Source organism: Faecalimonas canis, assembly GCF_054601575.1.
Window position 1 is genome coordinate 57,381 of the sequence record NZ_BAAHSI010000014.1, and the last position, 18,719, is coordinate 76,099.

General features: G+C 38.0%; 18 protein-coding genes. 17 read left to right on the forward strand and 1 reads right to left on the reverse strand.

Annotated features, from left to right (window positions below):
* Positions 1-81: 81 nt before the first annotated feature.
* From ACYPXO_RS04165 to ACYPXO_RS04195, 7 genes are all read left to right on the forward strand, one after another.
* Positions 82-348 (forward strand): hypothetical protein, encoded by a 267-nt coding sequence (locus ACYPXO_RS04165; protein WP_459639419.1) that lies wholly within the window; start codon positions 82-84, stop codon positions 346-348.
* A 154-nt stretch (positions 349-502) separates the two neighbouring features.
* Entirely contained in the window at positions 503-1,159 is a 657-nt protein-coding gene (locus tag ACYPXO_RS04170; RefSeq protein WP_459639420.1) for a hypothetical protein, read from the forward strand.
* A 302-nt stretch (positions 1,160-1,461) separates the two neighbouring features.
* Entirely contained in the window at positions 1,462-4,029 is a 2,568-nt protein-coding gene (gene secA, locus ACYPXO_RS04175; RefSeq protein ID WP_459639421.1) for a preprotein translocase subunit SecA, read from the forward strand.
* 18 nt (positions 4,030-4,047) lie between these two features.
* Positions 4,048-5,158, forward strand: a protein-coding gene (gene prfB / locus ACYPXO_RS04180) for a peptide chain release factor 2 (protein WP_459639422.1) whose coding sequence is annotated in 2 segments (ribosomal slippage) — positions 4,048-4,122 and positions 4,124-5,158 — 1,110 coding nt in all. Because the reading frame shifts where the segments join, the coding sequence is not laid out codon by codon here.
* 23 nt (positions 5,159-5,181) lie between these two features.
* Positions 5,182-5,619 carry an ACT domain-containing protein gene (locus tag ACYPXO_RS04185; RefSeq protein WP_459639423.1) on the forward strand — a complete coding sequence of 146 codons (438 nt, stop codon included), beginning with the start codon at positions 5,182-5,184 and terminating at the stop codon, positions 5,617-5,619.
* 5 nt (positions 5,620-5,624) lie between these two features.
* Positions 5,625-6,842: a homoserine dehydrogenase gene (locus ACYPXO_RS04190; protein WP_459639424.1), complete on the forward strand. Its 1,218-nt coding sequence runs from the start codon at positions 5,625-5,627 to the stop codon at positions 6,840-6,842.
* A 42-nt stretch (positions 6,843-6,884) separates the two neighbouring features.
* Positions 6,885-8,096 carry an aspartate kinase gene (locus tag ACYPXO_RS04195; protein ID WP_459639425.1) on the forward strand — a complete coding sequence of 404 codons (1,212 nt, stop codon included), beginning with the start codon at positions 6,885-6,887 and terminating at the stop codon, positions 8,094-8,096.
* 14 nt (positions 8,097-8,110) lie between these two features.
* Here ACYPXO_RS04195 and ACYPXO_RS04200 read toward each other — a convergent pair whose 3' ends face one another.
* Positions 8,111-8,566, reverse strand: a complete 456-nt coding sequence (locus tag ACYPXO_RS04200) for a CYTH domain-containing protein (protein WP_459639426.1) — start codon at positions 8,564-8,566, stop codon at positions 8,111-8,113.
* Positions 8,567-8,707: 141 nt separating this feature from the next.
* Between ACYPXO_RS04200 and ACYPXO_RS04205 the strand changes: the two genes are divergently transcribed.
* The 10 genes from ACYPXO_RS04205 to ACYPXO_RS04250 all read left to right on the forward strand — a co-directional run bounded on the left by ACYPXO_RS04205 (position 8,708) and on the right by ACYPXO_RS04250 (position 18,706).
* On the forward strand, positions 8,708-9,259 hold the full coding sequence (locus ACYPXO_RS04205) for a DJ-1 family glyoxalase III (protein WP_459639427.1): 552 nt from the start codon (positions 8,708-8,710) through the stop codon (positions 9,257-9,259).
* Between the two features lie 10 nt (positions 9,260-9,269).
* Positions 9,270-9,935: a hypothetical protein gene (locus tag ACYPXO_RS04210; protein WP_459639428.1), complete on the forward strand. Its 666-nt coding sequence runs from the start codon at positions 9,270-9,272 to the stop codon at positions 9,933-9,935.
* An 88-nt stretch (positions 9,936-10,023) separates the two neighbouring features.
* Entirely contained in the window at positions 10,024-11,310 is a 1,287-nt protein-coding gene (gene tig / locus ACYPXO_RS04215) for a trigger factor (protein ID WP_459639429.1), read from the forward strand.
* A 31-nt stretch (positions 11,311-11,341) separates the two neighbouring features.
* On the forward strand, positions 11,342-11,923 hold the full coding sequence (clpP, locus tag ACYPXO_RS04220) for an ATP-dependent Clp endopeptidase proteolytic subunit ClpP (RefSeq protein WP_459639430.1): 582 nt from the start codon (positions 11,342-11,344) through the stop codon (positions 11,921-11,923).
* A 61-nt stretch (positions 11,924-11,984) separates the two neighbouring features.
* Positions 11,985-13,232 carry an ATP-dependent Clp protease ATP-binding subunit ClpX gene (gene clpX, locus ACYPXO_RS04225; protein ID WP_459639431.1) on the forward strand — a complete coding sequence of 416 codons (1,248 nt, stop codon included), beginning with the start codon at positions 11,985-11,987 and terminating at the stop codon, positions 13,230-13,232.
* Between the two features lie 70 nt (positions 13,233-13,302).
* Positions 13,303-15,624, forward strand: a complete 2,322-nt coding sequence (gene lon, locus ACYPXO_RS04230) for an endopeptidase La (RefSeq protein ID WP_459639432.1) — start codon at positions 13,303-13,305, stop codon at positions 15,622-15,624.
* Between the two features lie 8 nt (positions 15,625-15,632).
* Positions 15,633-16,238, forward strand: coding sequence for a ribosome biogenesis GTP-binding protein YihA/YsxC (gene yihA, locus ACYPXO_RS04235; RefSeq protein WP_459639433.1), 606 nt, complete (start codon positions 15,633-15,635; stop codon positions 16,236-16,238).
* Positions 16,222-16,893, forward strand: a complete 672-nt coding sequence (locus ACYPXO_RS04240) for a Crp/Fnr family transcriptional regulator (RefSeq protein WP_459639434.1) — start codon at positions 16,222-16,224, stop codon at positions 16,891-16,893. The genes yihA and ACYPXO_RS04240 overlap by 17 nt, the downstream gene beginning before the upstream one ends.
* A 123-nt stretch (positions 16,894-17,016) precedes the next feature.
* Positions 17,017-17,952, forward strand: a complete 936-nt coding sequence (locus ACYPXO_RS04245; RefSeq protein ID WP_459639435.1) for a MarR family transcriptional regulator — start codon at positions 17,017-17,019, stop codon at positions 17,950-17,952.
* Positions 17,945-18,706 (forward strand): hypothetical protein, encoded by a 762-nt coding sequence (locus ACYPXO_RS04250; RefSeq protein WP_459639436.1) that lies wholly within the window; start codon positions 17,945-17,947, stop codon positions 18,704-18,706. The genes ACYPXO_RS04245 and ACYPXO_RS04250 overlap by 8 nt, the downstream gene beginning before the upstream one ends.
* Positions 18,707-18,719: the final 13 nt, after the last annotated feature.

An 18,719-nucleotide genomic window follows, 5' to 3' on the forward strand; every position in this document is an offset into this window, starting at 1 on the left:
TATAGAAAAAAGTGATTTGCAGATATTATTTATAAGAAGAAATTCTTAATGAATCACAATACACAGAAAGGGAGAGTTCAGATGAAACAGATAAAAAAGACAGTGGTAGCGTTATTATGCGTATGTATGCTTTTTGCGGTTGGCTGTGGAACAAAGGAAAATGCGAATGATAATGGCAACACAACAACAAATACTGACAAGAAAAATACAGACGGTGACGGAGTAATGGAAGATGTTGGCGAGGGGATTGACAATGGTGTTCGTGATGCTGTAGACGGCGTGGAAGACACTGTAGATGATATTACGGACAACACAACAAATAATAATAAAAACATGACATCAAAATAATTTGGAATGAAAGAGTGGGGCGAAATGCAACACTCTTTTTGAATATGAGGAGAAAATATATTGACATTTAAGAGTATGGGTGTATAATGAAATGATTTGACAAAGTGATGTTAAATGGACGGTTTGGGAGATGAATGAAAAAAGGAGAAAAATTATGAGTTACAATTTCTATTATATTTCTAAGAGAACTCCCGAAGTAAAGAAGGCTTACAATAATGTTACGAGCCTTATTAAAGAGGTACAAGATTTGGTGAGAAAAGATTTTACTTTTCGATTTGATGTGGTAGGCAGTTATAAGAGAAATATGATTACTTATGATTTGAAATCAAATGTGGGATTTGATTTTGACTTTAATATTGAAGTAAATGATGATAACGAAAAATTTTCGGAAGAAAAAATAAGAAATATTATTCGGGAGGCTTTAAATAAAATTGTAAAGAAATATGGGTATGATTATCCGGAAGACTCTACCCGTGTTCTGACAATTAAAGTTAAAGATAAAAAGAATTCGAGTATTTTGCATAGTTGTGATTTTGCAATAGTTAATAATTATAGTGATGTGAATTGCGAGGGTCAGCAATATATCCGCTTTAATAAGAAACAGAATACATATGAATGGTGTGAACAAGGGAATGGATATTATATGTTGGAAGAAAAAGTGGAGTGGATAAAAGAGAGTGATTTATGGGGAGAATTGAGAAATTTGTATATCAAGAAGAAAAATACAAATTATAATCCTTATTGTCGTTCAAGGGCGATTTTTGCAATGGCAGTACATGAGATATGTCAGAAACATGGATTTATTTTTTAATACAATAGGGGAGTATGTATGAACGATAAATATATGCAGATTATCAGAAAAAGTCAAGGGGTGAAAACAAAAATAGACGGAGTATTTGAAAACGGTTAAAAAGATCAAAAACAATAAATAGAAAATTACAGGAAAAGACATATATCATGGGGAAAAGATATATGTCTTTTTTGTATTTCCTATAAAGACATTTGTAAGAGAAAATGGTTGAATTGACGTATATATAGTGATAAAATGGAACATAGTTGGACTTCGGGAAAGGACACCGAAGATTCTTGAATTTTTCAAACAAGGAGAAAGATATGGGCTTATTAGAAAAAATTTTTGGTACACACAGCGAACATGAATTAAAGCGTATTTATCCGATTGTCGATAAGATTGAAGCTTTAGAGCCGGATATGCAGAAATTATCGGACGAGGAATTACGAGGTAAGACAAAAGAATTTAAAGAAAGACTTGCAAAAGGAGAAACGCTTGATGATATTTTGCCTGAAGCATTTGCTACGGTAAGAGAAGCCGCTGTCCGTACATTACATATGCGACACTATAGAGTACAGTTAATCGGTGGTATTATTTTACATCAGGGACGTATCTCCGAGATGAGAACAGGTGAAGGTAAAACTTTGGTTTCTACATTACCTGCATATTTGAATGCTTTGGAAGGAAAAGGAACACATATTGTCACAGTCAATGACTACTTAGCAAAACGTGATGCTGAGTGGATGGGACAGGTGCATGAGTTCCTCGGACTTACAGTCGGCGTTGTATTAAACTCTATGGACAATGACGAACGCCGTGCAGCATATAACTGTGATATTACTTATGTAACAAACAATGAACTTGGTTTTGATTACTTAAGAGATAACATGGTGATTTATAAAGAACAGTTAGTTCAGAGAGGACTTCATTTTGCAGTAATTGATGAGGTTGACTCCGTGTTGATTGATGAAGCAAGAACACCTCTTATTATTTCAGGACAGAGCGGAAAATCCACAAAATTATATGAGGCTTGTGATATTTTGGCAAGACAAATGGAACGTGGAGAGGCGAGCGGTGAATTTTCTAAGATGAATGCCATTATGGGAGAAGACATCGAAGAAACAGGTGACTTTATCGTTAATGAGAAAGAGAAAAATGTAAGCCTTACGGAAGATGGTGTAAAGAAAGTAGAGAAATTCTTCCATTTAGAGAACTTAGCAGATCCTGAGAACTTAGAAATTCAGCATAACGTTATTTTAGCGCTCCGTGCACATAACTTAATGTTCAGAGATCAGGACTATGTTGTTACTCCGGACGGAGAAGTTATGATTGTCGATGAATTTACGGGACGTATTATGCCGGGACGCCGTTACTCTGACGGACTTCATCAGGCAATTGAAGCAAAAGAACACGTAAAAGTGAAGAGAGAAAGTAAAACGCTTGCGACAATTACTTTCCAGAACTTATTTAATAAATATAAAAAGAAAAGCGGTATGACAGGTACTGCTCTGACAGAGGAAAAAGAATTCCGTGATATTTACGGAATGGACGTTGTAGAAATCCCGACAAACCTTCCGGTACAGAGAAAAGATTTAGATGATGCCGTATATAAAACGAAAGATGAGAAATTCAGGGCAGTTGTAGATGCGGTTGTGGAAGCACACGCAAAAGGACAGCCGGTTCTTGTTGGTACAATTACAATTGAAACTTCTGAATTGTTGAGCAGAATGCTGAAAAAAGAAGGTATTCCACATAACGTATTGAATGCAAAGTTTCATGAGATGGAAGCGGAAATTGTTGCACAGGCAGGTGTGCATGGTGCGGTAACAATCGCTACAAACATGGCGGGTCGTGGTACTGATATTAAATTGGATGAGGATGCCAAAAATGCAGGTGGACTCAAGATTATCGGTACAGAACGACACGAATCAAGACGTATTGATAATCAGTTGCGAGGACGTTCAGGACGTCAGGGAGATCCGGGTGAATCAAGATTTTACATTTCATTGGAAGATGATTTGATGAGATTATTCGGTTCGGAAAAACTCATGGGTGTATTTAATACACTCGGAGTAGAGGACGGAGAACAGATTGAACATAAGATGCTTTCAAATGCAATTGAAAAAGCACAGAAGAAGATTGAAAATAACAACTTCGGTATTCGTAAAAACCTGTTGGAATACGATCAGGTAATGAACGAACAGAGAGAAATTATTTATGAAGAAAGACGTCGTGTATTAGACGGGGAAAGCATGAGAGATTCTATCTATCATATGATTACGGAATATGTGGAAAATCTTGTAGATGCCTGCGTATCACCGGACATGGAATCAGATGAGTGGGATTTGGCAGAATTGGAGAGAAGCCTTCTTGCAACAATTCCGATGAAATTTGTTACTCCTGATGAAGTGAAAAATATGCGTCAGAAAGAATTGAAACACGTGTTAAAGGAGAGAGCCGTAAAAGCATATGAAGCAAAAGAGGCTGAGTTCCCTGAAATTGAACATTTAAGAGAAGTAGAACGTGTTATTTTATTAAAGGTTATTGATGCAAAATGGATGGATCATATTGATGATATGGATCAGTTGCGTCAGGGTATCGGACTTCAGGCATATGGACAGAAAGACCCATTGGTAGAATACAAAATGCTTGGATATGATATGTTTGGAGCAATGACAAACGCTATTGCAGAGGATACGGTACGCTTATTATTCCACGTTAGAATTGAACAGAAAGTGGAAAGAGAGCAGGTTGCACAGGTGACAGGTACAAATAAAGATGACACATCTGTAAGAGAACCGAAGAAAAGAGAAGAAAAGAAAGTATATCCGAACGATCCATGTCCATGTGGAAGCGGAAAGAAATACAAACAGTGCTGTGGACGAAAATAATTAAAAAGAGGTGAAAAAATGGTTGAATTAGACCAGTTCAAAAGCGTCATAAATTCATATGAGGAACCATTAAACGAATTGAGGGATTCACTTTGACCTTGCAGGTAAACAGGACAGAGTGGAAGAACTGCAAAAGAAGATAGAAGAGCCGGGATTTTGGGAAGATACAGAACGTTCGCAGAAGATTATGCGTGAACTGAAGGGATTGCAGAGTTTTTTGGAAACGGCGGAAAACTTGCTTACAAGTTATGAAGATATAGGTATGCTCATTGAGATGGCTTACGAGGATAACGATGAGAGTATGGTTGGTGAAATCCGCAGAGAAATTCGTCAGTTTGAAAAAAACTTTGAGGAGATTCGTATTAACACGTTGCTTTCAGGTCCGTATGATAAAGACAATGCGATTGTAACACTCCATGCAGGAGCGGGAGGAACAGAGTCGTGTGACTGGGCGAGTATGCTTTACCGAATGTACAGCAGGTGGGCAGAGAGAAAAGGATTTTCCATTTCCGTGCTGGACTATTTGGATGGAGATATTACGGGGATAAAAACCGTTACATTTGAAGTGAATGGGGAAAACGCATACGGTTATTTACAGTCTGAGAAAGGAGTTCACAGACTTGTGCGTATTTCACCGTTTAATTCAGCGGGAAAAAGACAGACCTCTTTTGCGTCCTGCGATGTCATACCGGATATAGAAGACGATATTGATATTGAAATCAATGAGGACGATTTGAAAGTGGACACATACAGAGCGAGCGGAGCGGGAGGACAGCATGTAAACAAAACGTCCTCTGCTATCCGTATTACACATTTACCTACAGGAATAGTTGTGCAATGCCAAAATGAACGTTCGCAGCATTCTAATCGTGAGAAGGCGATGCAGATGCTGAAGGCGAAATTGTACTTGATTAAACAGCAGGAACAGGCGGATAAAGTGTCTGGTATAAGAGGAGAGGTAAAAGAAATCGGCTTTGGTAATCAGATACGTTCCTATGTTATGCAACCATATACTTTAGTGAAAGATCATCGCACAAATGTTGAAAATGGAAATGTAACTGCGGTGCTGGATGGAGATATAGAGCCGTTTATTAACGCATATTTAAAAAAACGAAATGAAGATGAATAACGAAGGCGAAAGGAAGGTGCGGCATGGATTCAAACTACTATGTCATTAAGAAAAAAGCAGTTCCTGAGGTACTTCTTAAAGTGGTAGAGGTAAAAAGATTGCTTGCGGCGGAGCGTTTTATGACGATTCAGGAAGCGACAGAAAAGATAGGGCTGAGCCGAAGTTCTTTTTATAAATATAAAGATGATATTTTTCCGTTTCATGAAAATGAAAAAGGACAGACGATTACTTTAGCAATTCAAATGGATGATATACCGGGACTTCTTGCCGAGATTTTGCAGGAGATTGCGGAGTATAAAGCCAATATTCTCACCATTCATCAGAGCATTCCGTTGAACAGAGTAGCCACACTGACAATCAGTGTGGAAATTCTTTCTACAACGGGAAATATTTCTGATATGGTGAATGAGATAGAGAATAATGAAGGCGTACATTATTTAAAAATTGTAGGCAGGGAGTGATACAAATGATAAAAACAGCAGTATTGGGCTATGGAACAGTAGGTTCCGGCGTTGTGGAAGTACTGGAGAAGAATAGAGAACTTATTGCAAAACGTGCAGGAGAAAAAATTGACGTAAAATACGTTTTGGATAGAAGGGATTTTTCCGGTACACCGATAGAAAATCGAATTGTAACTGATTTTGAGCAGATTGTTCAAGATGAAGAAATTAAAGTGGTTGTGGAAGTACTTGGGGGCATTGAGCCTGCATACACTTTTGTGAAACGTTCTTTAGAAGCGGGAAAGAGCGTAGTGACTTCTAATAAAGAATTAGTGGCACAGTGCGGGGCAGAACTTCTCGCACTTGCTGAGAAAAATAAGGTGAACTTTTTATATGAGGCGAGTGTCGGTGGAGGTATACCTATTATTCGCTCTCTTCATCAGGCATTGACCGGAGATGAAATTGAAGAGATTACCGGAATTTTAAATGGAACAACGAATTACATGATGACAAAAATGTTCAATGAAGGTGCGGAGTATGATGAAGTATTAAAAGAGGCACAGGATAAAGGATATGCGGAGAGAAATCCGGAGGCGGATGTAGAAGGGCATGACGCCTGTAGAAAGATTGCTATTTTGTCTTCCGTAATTTCTGGGAAATGTGTGGATTATAAAGAAATTTATACAGAGGGAATTACGAAGATTACTGCTACGGACATGAAATACGCAAAGAAACTGGGGAAAACGATTAAACTTCTCGCTTCTGCGAAGAGAGAAGAAGATAAAATCAGCGCTATGGTTTCTCCTTGCCTGTTAAGCGACAGTCATCCGCTTTATCATGTGGATGGAGTGTTTAATGCAGTGTTTGTAAGAGGAAATATGCTTGGAGATGCTATGTTCTATGGCAGTGGTGCGGGAAAACTTCCTACAGCTAGTGCAGTTGTCGGTGATGTGGTAGACGCAGTGAAAAATATGGGAAGAGTTGTAATGCCTGTTTGGACAAAAGAAAAAATGATATTGAGAGATAAGGCAGATACAGAGAAAAACTTCTTTGTCAGAATGGAAGGAACACCGGAAGAATATGCTGAGAAAATAAAAGCAGTGTTTGGCAAAACAGAACAGGTGATTTTGGAAGATATAACGGGTGAGTTTGGATTTATGACAGAGAAAATAAAAGAAAGTGTTTATGAAGAAAAAGCATCACAGTTTTCCAATATTCTGCATATGATGCGTGTGGAAGAATAAAATGGCTTTAATGAGAGTTGACCGTGAGAGCAGGAGGAATTTATGTTAATTGTAAAGAAATTTGGAGGGAGTTCCGTAGCAAATAAAGAAAGAATTTTTAATGTTGCGAAACGTTGTATAGAAGATTGGCAAAAAGGAAATGACGTTGTTGTTGTACTTTCGGCAATGGGAGATACGACAGACGAACTGCTTGCGAAAGCGACAGAAATCAATCCAAGAGCAACCAAAAGAGAGTTGGATATGCTCTTGACAACGGGAGAACAGGTGTCAGTATCTCTTATGGCAATGGCGATGCAGTCAATGGGAGTTCCGGCGGTTTCTTTAAATGCGTTTCAAATTTCCATGCAGTCTACTTCAAAATACGGAAATGCACGATTTAAGCGAATTGATACAGAACGTATTACGCACGAACTGGAAAACAGAAAAATTGTTATCGTAACCGGATTTCAGGGGATAAATAAATATGACGATTATACGACTCTTGGAAGAGGCGGCTCAGATACGACGGCAGTCGCTTTGGCAGCAGTACTTCATGCTGATGTCTGTGAAATTTTCACGGATGTAGACGGAGTATATACGGCAGACCCGAGAGTTGTTAAAAACGCAAGAAAATTAGAGGTAGTCACCTATGATGAAATGTTGGAACTTGCCACATTAGGAGCAAAGGTTCTTCATAATCGTTCAGTGGAAATGGCGAAAAAATATGGTGTGACGCTGATTGTACGTTCAAGTTTAAATAATGAAGAAGGAACGATAGTGAAGGAGGCAGTGAAGAAAATGGAAAAAATGCTAATCACAGGTGTGGCAGGCGACAAAAATACGGCGAGAGTGTCCGCAATCGGTGTGAAAGACGAGCCGGGTATTGCGTTCAGTCTGTTCCATACTCTTGCGAAAAATAATATTAACGTAGAAATTATTTTACAGTCTGTGGGAAGAAACGGAACAAAAGATATTTCCTTTACCGTTTCGCAAGATGATTTACAGGCAACAATCGAATTGTTGGAAGAAAAGAAAGAAGTTCTTACCATTCAGGAAGTGGGATACGATGAAAATGTGGCGAAAATTTCCATTGTAGGTGCAGGAATGATGAGTAATCCGGGTGTGGCATCCAGAATGTTCGAGGCGCTTTACAATTCAAGAGTGAATATTAAAATGATTTCTACATCGGAAATCCGCATTACCGTATTGATTGATGAAAAGGACGTGGATAGAGCGTTAAATGCCGTCCATGAAGAATTTAATCTTGGAGAATAAAAAAAGGTCTGCTTCTAGCGAAGCGGGCCTTTTTGGCTTAATGAACTGTTCTGATATTCGGGAGAAAACGTAACGTCTTTGCCGAACCAGTCCGGTGGAACAAAGGAATTAGCGGAAGCCTCGTCAGGAAATTCCACTTCAGCTAAAATAAGCGGAGAAAAATCTCCCAAGAAACAGTCCAGTTCTATTGTAAAATAATTGTTATAAGGGATGTTATATCTTTCTTTTGTAATGAGATATCCGTCAATTTTAGGCTTTAAATGTTCGTAGGAAGATTGTGTGAGTGGGAGATTATATTCCTCGCGAATCATCAGCCCCTTTGATTTATAAGTGAGTTCGTATTTTTCTCCGTCTTTTCGTATACGGATAACCGGATCTGTGGAAAGATACCCCTGCTCGATTATACGATGCGGATAAGAGGAGAGGTTGTCGGGAAGATGGCTGACTAAATATTTTCTTTCGATTTCCATATGTTTTCCGCCTTTCTTTGTGTATGAAAAATGTTTCTTCTGACAAATATCATAATATAGGGCAGAGAAAATGTAAATATTTGCTTTTTTTTCGGTTGTCTGCTAAAATGCAGGTAATCTGTAATAAGGAGGAAAAAAGATATGGAGAAAAAGGTATGTGTATTTCTTGCAGATGGATTTGAAGAAATCGAAGGATTGACTGTAGTGGATATACTAAGAAGAGCCGATATTAAGGTTGAAATGGTATCTGTGACAGGTAACAGGGAAATACATGGAGCACATGAGATAAACGTGCAGGCAGATACGTTGTTTGAAGAGGCGAACTTTGAGAATGCCGAGATGCTTGTTCTTCCGGGAGGAATGCCTGGGACGATTCATTTACAGGAGCATAAAGGACTTGAAGCATTGCTGAGAAAATTTTATGGAAGCAAAAAATATGTGGCTGCAATTTGCGCTGCCCCGACTATTTTTGGAAAGTTGGGATTTTTGGAAGGCAGAAAGGCTACCTGTTATCCGGCGATGGAGGAAGGTCTGCTCGGTGCAGATGTAATAAGAGATATGGTCGTTGTTGACGGTCATGTTGTGACAAGCAGAGGAATGGGAACGGCAATTCCGTTTGCACTGGGACTTGTAGAATTACTTATAGGAAGCGAGAAAGCAGAGGAAATCAGAGAATCTATTGTTTATGGATAAGGAGAATGGAATGAAACGATTAAAACAAGGGGTAATGATTCTCCTATGTTGTAGTCTTATGTTTAGTATGACAGCCTGCGGAAAATTTGATGCGAAAGGGTATGTGCAGGCATTATTAGACCACAGATTTCAAGGAGATACGGAGGAGTTACTCAAATTTGATAAAGACATTGAGAAGAAAAAATTAAAAGAAGATTATGAACAGTATATTCGTACATTTTCGCAAGGATTGACAGAAGGACTGAATGCCAGTGGGGAAATGGAAGAACAATTTTATACGGTATGTAAGGAAATTTTCCGCTCAATGAAATATAATGTGACTAAAGAGGAAAAAATCAGCAGTGATGAATATAAAGTAACCGTAGAAATTCAGCCGACAGATATATTTGTAAAATGGAAAGAATTGTTAAAGGAAAGTATGATGCAGATTCAGCAGAAGTCTGAACGGGGAGAGTACAAAGGAACAGAGGAAGAAATTCTTCAGCAGATGCTTTTTGATATTACGGCGCAGTCTTATGAATTGCTTGAAACAGCATACACGGAAGCATCTTACGGAGAGAAAGAATTAGTTACGCTGACAATTAAAAAGGGCGAAAACAAGGAATTTGCTCCAAAAGAGGAAGAAATATCCGATTTAATCACGAAAATACTGCGTTTAGATGCAATTCAAGACTAGAAATTTAAAAGAGATTATGATATACTACGCTAATGAGTGTGAAAGAAGAAAGCCAAAAGGCGTTTTTCATATAAGGAGGAAAAGGTAAATGAGTTTACAAGTAGAAAAATTAGAGCACAATATGGCAAAACTTACAGTAGAAGTTTCAGCAGAAGAATTTGAAAAAGCACTTAACGGTGCATATATGAAACAAAGAGGAAAAATCAGCATTCCGGGATTCCGTAAAGGTAAAGTACCTCGTCAGATGGTAGAGAAGATGTACGGAGTAGAAATTTTCTATGATGATGCAGCAAATGCAATTATCCCTGGAGCATATGCAAAAGCATATGATGAATCTGAGTTAGAAATCGTTTCTCAGCCAAAAATCGAAGTAGTACAGATTGAAAAAGGAAAACCATTTATTTTCACAGCAGAAGTTGCTTTAAAACCGGAAGTAACTTTAGGTGAATACAAAGGATTAAAAGTTGATAAATACTCTAACAGAGTAACTCAGAAAGAAGTAGAAGAAAGACTTGTAAAAGAACAGGAAAAAAATGCAAGAACAATCACAGTAGAAGGTCGTCCTGTACAGGATAAAGATGAAGTTGTATTAGACTTTGAAGGATTTGTTGACGGTGTTGCATTTGAAGGCGGAAAAGGAGAAAATTATCCGCTTACAATCGGTTCAGGAGCATTCATTCCTGGATTTGAAGAACAGTTAATCGGCGCTGAAGCAGGTAAAGAAGTGGAAGTAAACGTAACATTCCCACAGGAATATCACGCACCGGAATTAGCAGGAAAAGCAGCAACATTTAAATGTACAGTACACGAAATCAAAGCAAAAGAACTTCCTGAATTAGATGATGAGTTTGCATCAGAAATTTCTGAGTTCGATACATTAGACGAATTAAAAGCAGATATTAAAGCAAAAATCAAAGAACAGAAAAACGCTGACGGAAAAAGACAGAAAGAAGATCAGGCTATGGAACAGGCTGTAGAAAATGCAACTATGGATATTCCTGAAGCAATGATTGAAACACAGGTACGTCAGATGGCAGATGATTTTGCACAGAGAATGCAGCAGCAAGGATTAAGCATGGAGCAGTACTTCCAGTTTACAGGAATGACAGCAGAAAAAATGCTTGAAGAATTAAGACCACAGGCTGTAAAACGCATTCAGACAAGATTAGTGTTAGAAGCAATCGTTAAAGCAGAAAATATTGAAATCACAGATGAAAGAATCGATGAAGAATTAGCAAAAATGGCTGAAGCATACAAGATGGAAGTAGAAAAATTAAAAGAATTTATGGGCGAAAATGAAAAAGCACAGATGAAAATGGATCTTGCAGTGCAGGAAGCAGTAACATTAGTTGTGGATAACACAGTAGAAAAATAATTAATGGTATTTTAAATAAGGAGGCAGCAACATGAGTTTAGTACCTTATGTTATTGAACAGACAAGTCGCGGTGAACGTTCCTACGATATTTATTCAAGACTTTTGAAAGACAGAATTATCTTTCTTGGAGAGGAAGTAACTGATGTGTCGGCAAGTATTATTGTGGCACAGTTATTACATCTTGAAGCGGAAGACCCTGAAAAAGATATTCAGTTATATATCAACAGTCCGGGTGGTTCTGTAAGTGCAGGGCTGGCAATCTATGATACAATGCAGTACATTAAATGTGATGTATCTACAACCTGTATCGGAATGGCTGCGAGCATGGGTGCATTTTTGTTGGCAGGAGGAGCAAAAGGCAAACGCTTCGCACTTCCAAATGCTGAGATTATGATTCACCAGCCATTAGGTGGAGCACAGGGGCAGGCAACGGAAATTCAAATCGCTGCGGAACATATTTTAAAAACCCGTAAGAAATTAAATGAAATTTTAGCCGAAAGAACAGGTAAGAGTTTTGAACAGATTTCTGCGGATACAGAAAGAGATAATTTTATGTCTGCTAAAGAAGCAGAAGAATATGGCTTAATCGACAAAGTAGTTGTAAGCCGTTAATAAGAACAAAGGGGGTGTCTGACAGACATCTCCTTTGCGTGTGTAAAAAAGAGGTGAAAGTATGGCGAAAGTGGACGAGGCAATCAGATGTTCATTTTGTAACAAATCACAGGCGCAGGTACGCAAATTAATTGCAGGACCAAACGGTGTCTTTATTTGTGATGAATGTATTGACGTTTGTTCAGAGATTATAGAAGAAGAACTGGAATACGAAGAAGATAATGAGTTTAGTGAAATCAATCTGCTAAAACCGGAAGAAATGAAGGCATTTCTTGACGATTATGTAATTGGGCAGGATGAGGCGAAAAAAGTTTTATCAGTAGCCGTATACAATCATTATAAGAGAATTATGGCGGAGAAAGATTTGGGCGTGGAATTGCACAAAAGCAATATTTTGATGTTAGGTCCTACAGGATGTGGTAAAACACTTCTCGCTCAGACACTGGCAAAAGTTTTGAATGTACCGTTTGCAATCGCAGATGCTACAGCATTGACAGAGGCGGGATATGTCGGAGAAGACGTAGAGAATATTTTGTTGAAAATTATTCAAGCGGCAGATGGAGATATTCGCAGAGCAGAATATGGAATTATTTATCTTGATGAAATTGATAAAATCACAAGAAAATCAGAAAATCCATCTATTACCCGTGACGTATCAGGTGAAGGCGTACAGCAGGCGCTTTTAAAAATCATTGAGGGAACAATCGCTTCCGTTCCGCCACAGGGAGGAAGAAAACATCCTCATCAGGAATTAATTCAGATTGACACGACAAATATTTTATTTATTTGCGGTGGGGCATTTGAAGGAATTGATAAGATTATTGAAACTCGTATTGATAAAAAATCTATCGGATTTAATGCGGAAATTGCAGAGAAACACGAGTATGACATTGACAGATTGCTTGGACAGGTATTGCCGCAGGATTTAGTGAAATTCGGGCTTATCCCTGAACTTGTGGGGCGTGTTCCGGTAACGGTATCACTTGAAATGTTGGATGAAGAAGCATTGATTCGTATTTTGACAGAACCGAAGAGTGCGATTGTAAAACAATACCAGAAACTGTTGGAGTTAGACGGTGTTGAATTAGTCTTTGATAAAGATGCACTTGTAGAAATCGCAAAAACTTCTTTAGCAAGAAAAACAGGAGCGAGAGGACTTCGTGCCATTATGGAGAAAATTATGATGGATACAATGTACCACGTTCCGTCAGATGACAGTATTAAATACTGCAGAATTACGAAAGAAGTTGTGCAGGGAATCGGCAAGCCGATTTATGAAACGGAAAATAGAGAAGTAGTCAGTGCGTAAACTTGAAAAGAAATTAAGACGGCGTTAATGGGTAACCAGAGAGCCGTCTTTTTGAATAGAGGGAAAATAGATGAATGAACAGATAAAAAGACTGCCTATGGTGGCGCTTAGAGGAATGACAATTATGCCAAAAGAAGTTGTACACTTTGATGTGAGCAGAGAGATGTCATTGGAGGCTATCCAGAAGGCAATGGCAGAAGAACAACAGATTTTCCTGTTGACACAAAAATATATTGAAACAGAAAATGTAACAAAGGGCGATTTATATGAGATGGGTGTGGTCGCTTCCATTAAACAGATTGTCAAGATGCCAAAAAAGATTTTGCGTGTACTTGTAGAAGGGGAGCGGAGAGCGAAATTGAACGATCTTGTACAGACAGAACCATATTTGGAGGCGGAGATTACTGTATTGGAAGAATATCCGTATGTGGAAGAAGAACCGGTAAAACAAGAGGCAATGCTTAGGACATTACAGGAACTTTTTTTGCAGTATGCAGTAAAAAATCCTAAGATGACAAAAGAGATTGTGGAGCAGATAGCGGGAATTGATGATTTGAAAAGACTTGTGGATGAAGTTTGTGCAAATGTACCGTTTCGTTATGAGGATACACAAAAATTGCTTGAGGAAACAGATGCATTAAAACGTTACCTGCTTTTAACAGAAATGTTGGAAAAGGAAATACAGGTATCTCAAATTAAAGAGGAATTGCAGGAAAAGGTAAAGGCGAGAGTTGATAAGCATCAGAAAGAGTATTTGCTTCGGGAGGAATTGAGAGTCATTCAGGAAGAACTGGGTGATGATTCCACTATTTCGGATGCCGATGAATTTGCAAAGGCAGTGAAAGAGTTGGATGCACCTGAGGAGATAAAGGAAAAACTCCGCAAAGAAGTAAGAAGATTTCGTAACACAATGAACGGTCCGGCTGAAAACGGCGTGACAAGAACTTATATTGAAACGATGTTGGAAATGCCGTGGAATAGGGTGGGTGAAGACAACTTAGATATTCACTATGCGAAAGAAATTTTAGAAGCAGAACATTACGGTTTAGAGCAGGTAAAAGAGAGAATATTGGAATTTTTGGCTGTTCGAGCATTAACTTCAAAGGGAAGCAGTCCGATACTCTGTCTTGTCGGTCCACCGGGAACAGGAAAAACTTCTATCGCAAAATCTCTTGCGAAAGCTTTACATAAAAAATATGTCCGCATTTCTTTGGGTGGAGTAAGGGATGAGGCGGAAATCCGAGGACACCGAAAAACATATGTGGGTGCAATGCCGGGACGTATTGCAAATGCATTGAAAACAGCGGGTGTTAGAAATCCGCTTATGTTGCTGGATGAAATTGACAAAGTCAGCACAGATTATAAGGGAGATACATTCTCCGCGTTATTGGAGGTGCTGGACAGCGAGCAGAATGTAAAATTCCGAGATCACTATTTAGAAGTGCCTCTTGATTTGTCGGAAGTATTATTTGTGACAACGGCAAACTCATTACAGACTATTCCAAGACCGTTGTTGGATAGAATGGAAATTATTGAAGTGACAAGTTACACGGACAATGAGAAATTCCATATTGCAGAAAAACATCTCATTCCGAAACAATTGGAAAAACACGGTTTAGAGAAAGAGATGCTCACGATAAGTAAAGGGGCGATTTGGAAAATTTCTCATAATTACACAAGAGAAGCGGGTGTTCGTCAATTAGAAAGAAGAATCGGTGATATTTGCAGAAAATCCGCCAGAGAAATATTGGAAAAAAATAAGAAAAAAATCAGAGTAACGGAAAGCAATCTGGAAAAATACCTCGGTAAAGAAAAGTATACTTATCAGAAAGCAAATGAAACAGATGAGGTTGGAATTGTTCGAGGGCTTGCATGGACAAGCGTAGGCGGTGATACTCTGCAGATTGAGGTAAATGTAATGCAGGGAAAAGGTGAATTGATGCTGACAGGACAAATGGGAGATGTAATGAAAGAGTCTGCAAGGACTGGAATCAGTTATATTCGTTCCATAGCCGGAGAATTTAATATTCCTAAAGAATTTTTTGAGGAACATGACATTCATATTCACATACCGGAAGGAGCAGTGCCAAAAGATGGACCATCCGCCGGAATTTCTATGGCGACTGCCAATTTTTCAGCCATTACAAATCGGAAAGTGCGGGCAGATGTGGCAATGACAGGAGAAATTACATTGCGTGGTCGTGTGCTTGCGATAGGCGGTTTGAAAGAAAAATTACTTGCGGCTAAAGTTGCGGGAATTAAAACAGTTATTGTTCCGTTTGAAAATAAAAAAGATGTGGAGGAACTCTCTATTGAAATCACAAAGGGATTGGAAATCATTCCGGTAAATCATATGAGAGAAGTTTTAGAAATTGCACTTGTCAAAGAATAGGAGGGCATATGGTAATTAAAAATGTAGAATTAGAAATTGTGTGCGGGATTACAAGCAAACTGCCAGATACGGATTTAATGGAGATAGCGTTTGCAGGGAAATCAAATGTAGGAAAATCTTCACTGATTAATGCTTTATTAAACAGAAAATCACTGGCAAGAACATCTGCCACACCGGGAAAAACACAGACAATCAATTTTTATAATGTAAATAAAGAATTGTATCTTGTTGACCTTCCGGGATATGGGTATGCAAAAGTATCTCCGAAAGAAAAAGAACAGTGGGGGAAATTGATTGAGAGATATTTGAATACATCAAAGAAATTGAAAGCAGTTTTCCTTTTGATAGATATACGTCATGAGCCGACTGCCAATGATAAAATGATGTATGACTGGATTGTATATCATGGTTATAATCCAATTATTATTGCAACAAAACTGGATAAGTTAAAACGGAGTCAAATTCAAAAACATGTAAAAATGGTAAAACAGGGATTAGATTTAGTTCCGGGTACAAAAGTAATTCCATTTTCTTCTGTGACAAAACAGGGAAGAGAGGAAATTTGGGATTTGGTAGAATCAATGGAAGAAGACGAAGATGACAGAGCAGAATAGAAAATATTTAGAGGAAAGGCTTACCTTTTGGAATGAGATTACAAAAGAAGAGCAGGAAATACTAATACAGAATACAGCCGTAGTAAAATATACACAAGGGCAGAATATTTATGATGCCCAGCAGGAGTGTGTCGGAGTATTACTTATTAAAAGCGGAGAACTGAGAACTTATATTCTCTCGGAAGAGGGAAAAGAGGTTACGTTGTATCGTTTGGGAGATGGCGATGTGTGTATTTTATCTGCTTCCTGTATTCTGAAAAATATTACATTTGATGTTCATGTAGACGCAGAGAAAGATAGTGAAGTGTTGTTGATTAATTCATCTGTATTCTCTTCGCTGAGCCAGAAAAACATCTATGTGGAGGCATTTAGCCTCCGGCTGACTGCGGACAGATTTTCAGATGTGATGTGGGCAATGGAACAGATTTTATTTATGAGTTTTGACAGAAGGCTGGCAATCTTTTTATTGGACGAAACAGCGAAAACAGGGGCGGATACGCTTTCTCTTACGCATGAGCAGATTGCAAAATATGTGGGAAGTGCGAGAGAAGTTGTATCAAGGATGTTGAAATATTTCGCAAAGGAAAGTATGGTAGAACTTTCCAGAGGAAGTATTAGGATTGTGGATAGGCAGAAATTGAAAAAGTTGTTGTAGAAAAGGGGTATCAGGTAGTCGTTCTCTAATGCTATCGTCCACAAAATTTAACTTAAAAACTTGACTTTTAACATTTGTTAAGTTAAAATGAAATAAATTAAGTTAAAATGAGGGGGATAAAATATGCTTGAGAGTATATTTGGAATTTCCATAAAATATGAAACTTGGAATAAAAGTTCAATGCCTTTATATATAGCGGGAAGTTATAATTTTCGCACAGCCTATATCGCTGATAAACGCTGCATTATGATTAAACCGAAAGAAGAACTTGTTACATTGCCGGCATTAAAAAAGCAGATAGCAAAAATTCAGGAAGCAGATAGAGTTCCTGTAGTTCTTGAACTTAGAGCAGTATCCTCTTATCGAAGGAAAAGTTTGATAGAAAATAATATACCGTTCATAACTGAAAAGCAGGTATTTCTTCCTTTTATCGGAACAATGCTGACAGATGAAAAGGAGCCGGAGAAAAGAATGGAGAAATTTGTTTTTTCTACACAGCAGTTGTTTTTGTTTTATCTGTATAGTAAGAGAAAACGGTTGTATATTTCCGAGGCGGCAAAAATACTTCCGTTTACTGCAATGACATTAACAAGAGCTGTAAAACAATTAGAAACTACAGATTTGTTCTTTGTCACAAAACATGGTGTAAATAAGGTAGTCGAGTCGAAATACGAAAGGTTAGAGTTATTTGAAAAGGCTAAGCAGTATTTATTAACTCCGGTTCGTAAGGTAGGGTATATAGATAAATCAAGAGTTGTTTCTGATATGATATATGCTGGAGAAACTGCACTTGCTGAGAAAACAATGTTAAATTCAAGCAGGATTATCACATATGCGGTAAGTAATAAGGATTTTGATAAGAAGTTGCTGACTGATGAACTGATTGATCCTCAAAAGCAGGTTAGACTTGAGTTGTGGGCATATAACCCAAAGATGTTTTCGAACGACAATATTGCCGATGCTCTCTCAGTTGCGTTATCATTTATGGGTAATTCTGATGAAAGAATTGAAGAGGCAGTAGAAGAGTTGATAGAAGGAGAACTTAAAGATAATGGTTAATGGATTTACAAAATTTAAAGAAAGATTTCGGGGATATGAAAATCAATATGTAATCATCGGCGGTACGGCTTGTGATTTAATTATGGAAAATGAGGAGCTTCCTTTTCGTGCAACTAGGGATATTGATATTGTTCTGATTGTTGAGTCTATAACAGCAGAATTTGGAAAGCAGTTTTGGGAATATGTCAAGGAGGCAGGGTATGAACATTTAAACAAGAGTACAGGTAAAGCGCAGTTTTATCGTTTCACCTCTCCGAAAAGTAAAGAATATCCGTATATGATAGAGATATTTTCAAGAAATCCGGAGTTCATTGTGTTGAAAGATGATGCAATTCTTACGCCCCTTCCGATAAATGAGGAAATTTCCAGTTTGTCTGCAATTCTTTTGAATGAAGCATATTATGAGTTGTTGAAAAACGGACAGATATTGATTGACGGTATTCCAGTGTTAAGCCCGACGTGTCTGATACCATTTAAGGCAAAGGCGTGGTTGGATTTAAAAGAACGCAAAGCACGTGGTGAACAGGTAGACGATAAAAATATCAAAAAGCACAAAAATGATGTGTTTCGTCTTGCACAGTTGATTACATCTGATACAAGACAGAATCTCGGTGTGGAAATAGCAGGAGATATGAAAAGATTTTTATCTGAATTGGAAAGTGAAGATATAGATTTGAGGTCTATTGGTGTAAGAGGTACGGATAAAAAGACAATCATTAGCATTATGTATCAGTGTTATAGTTTGACAGAATAACACATAAAATAAG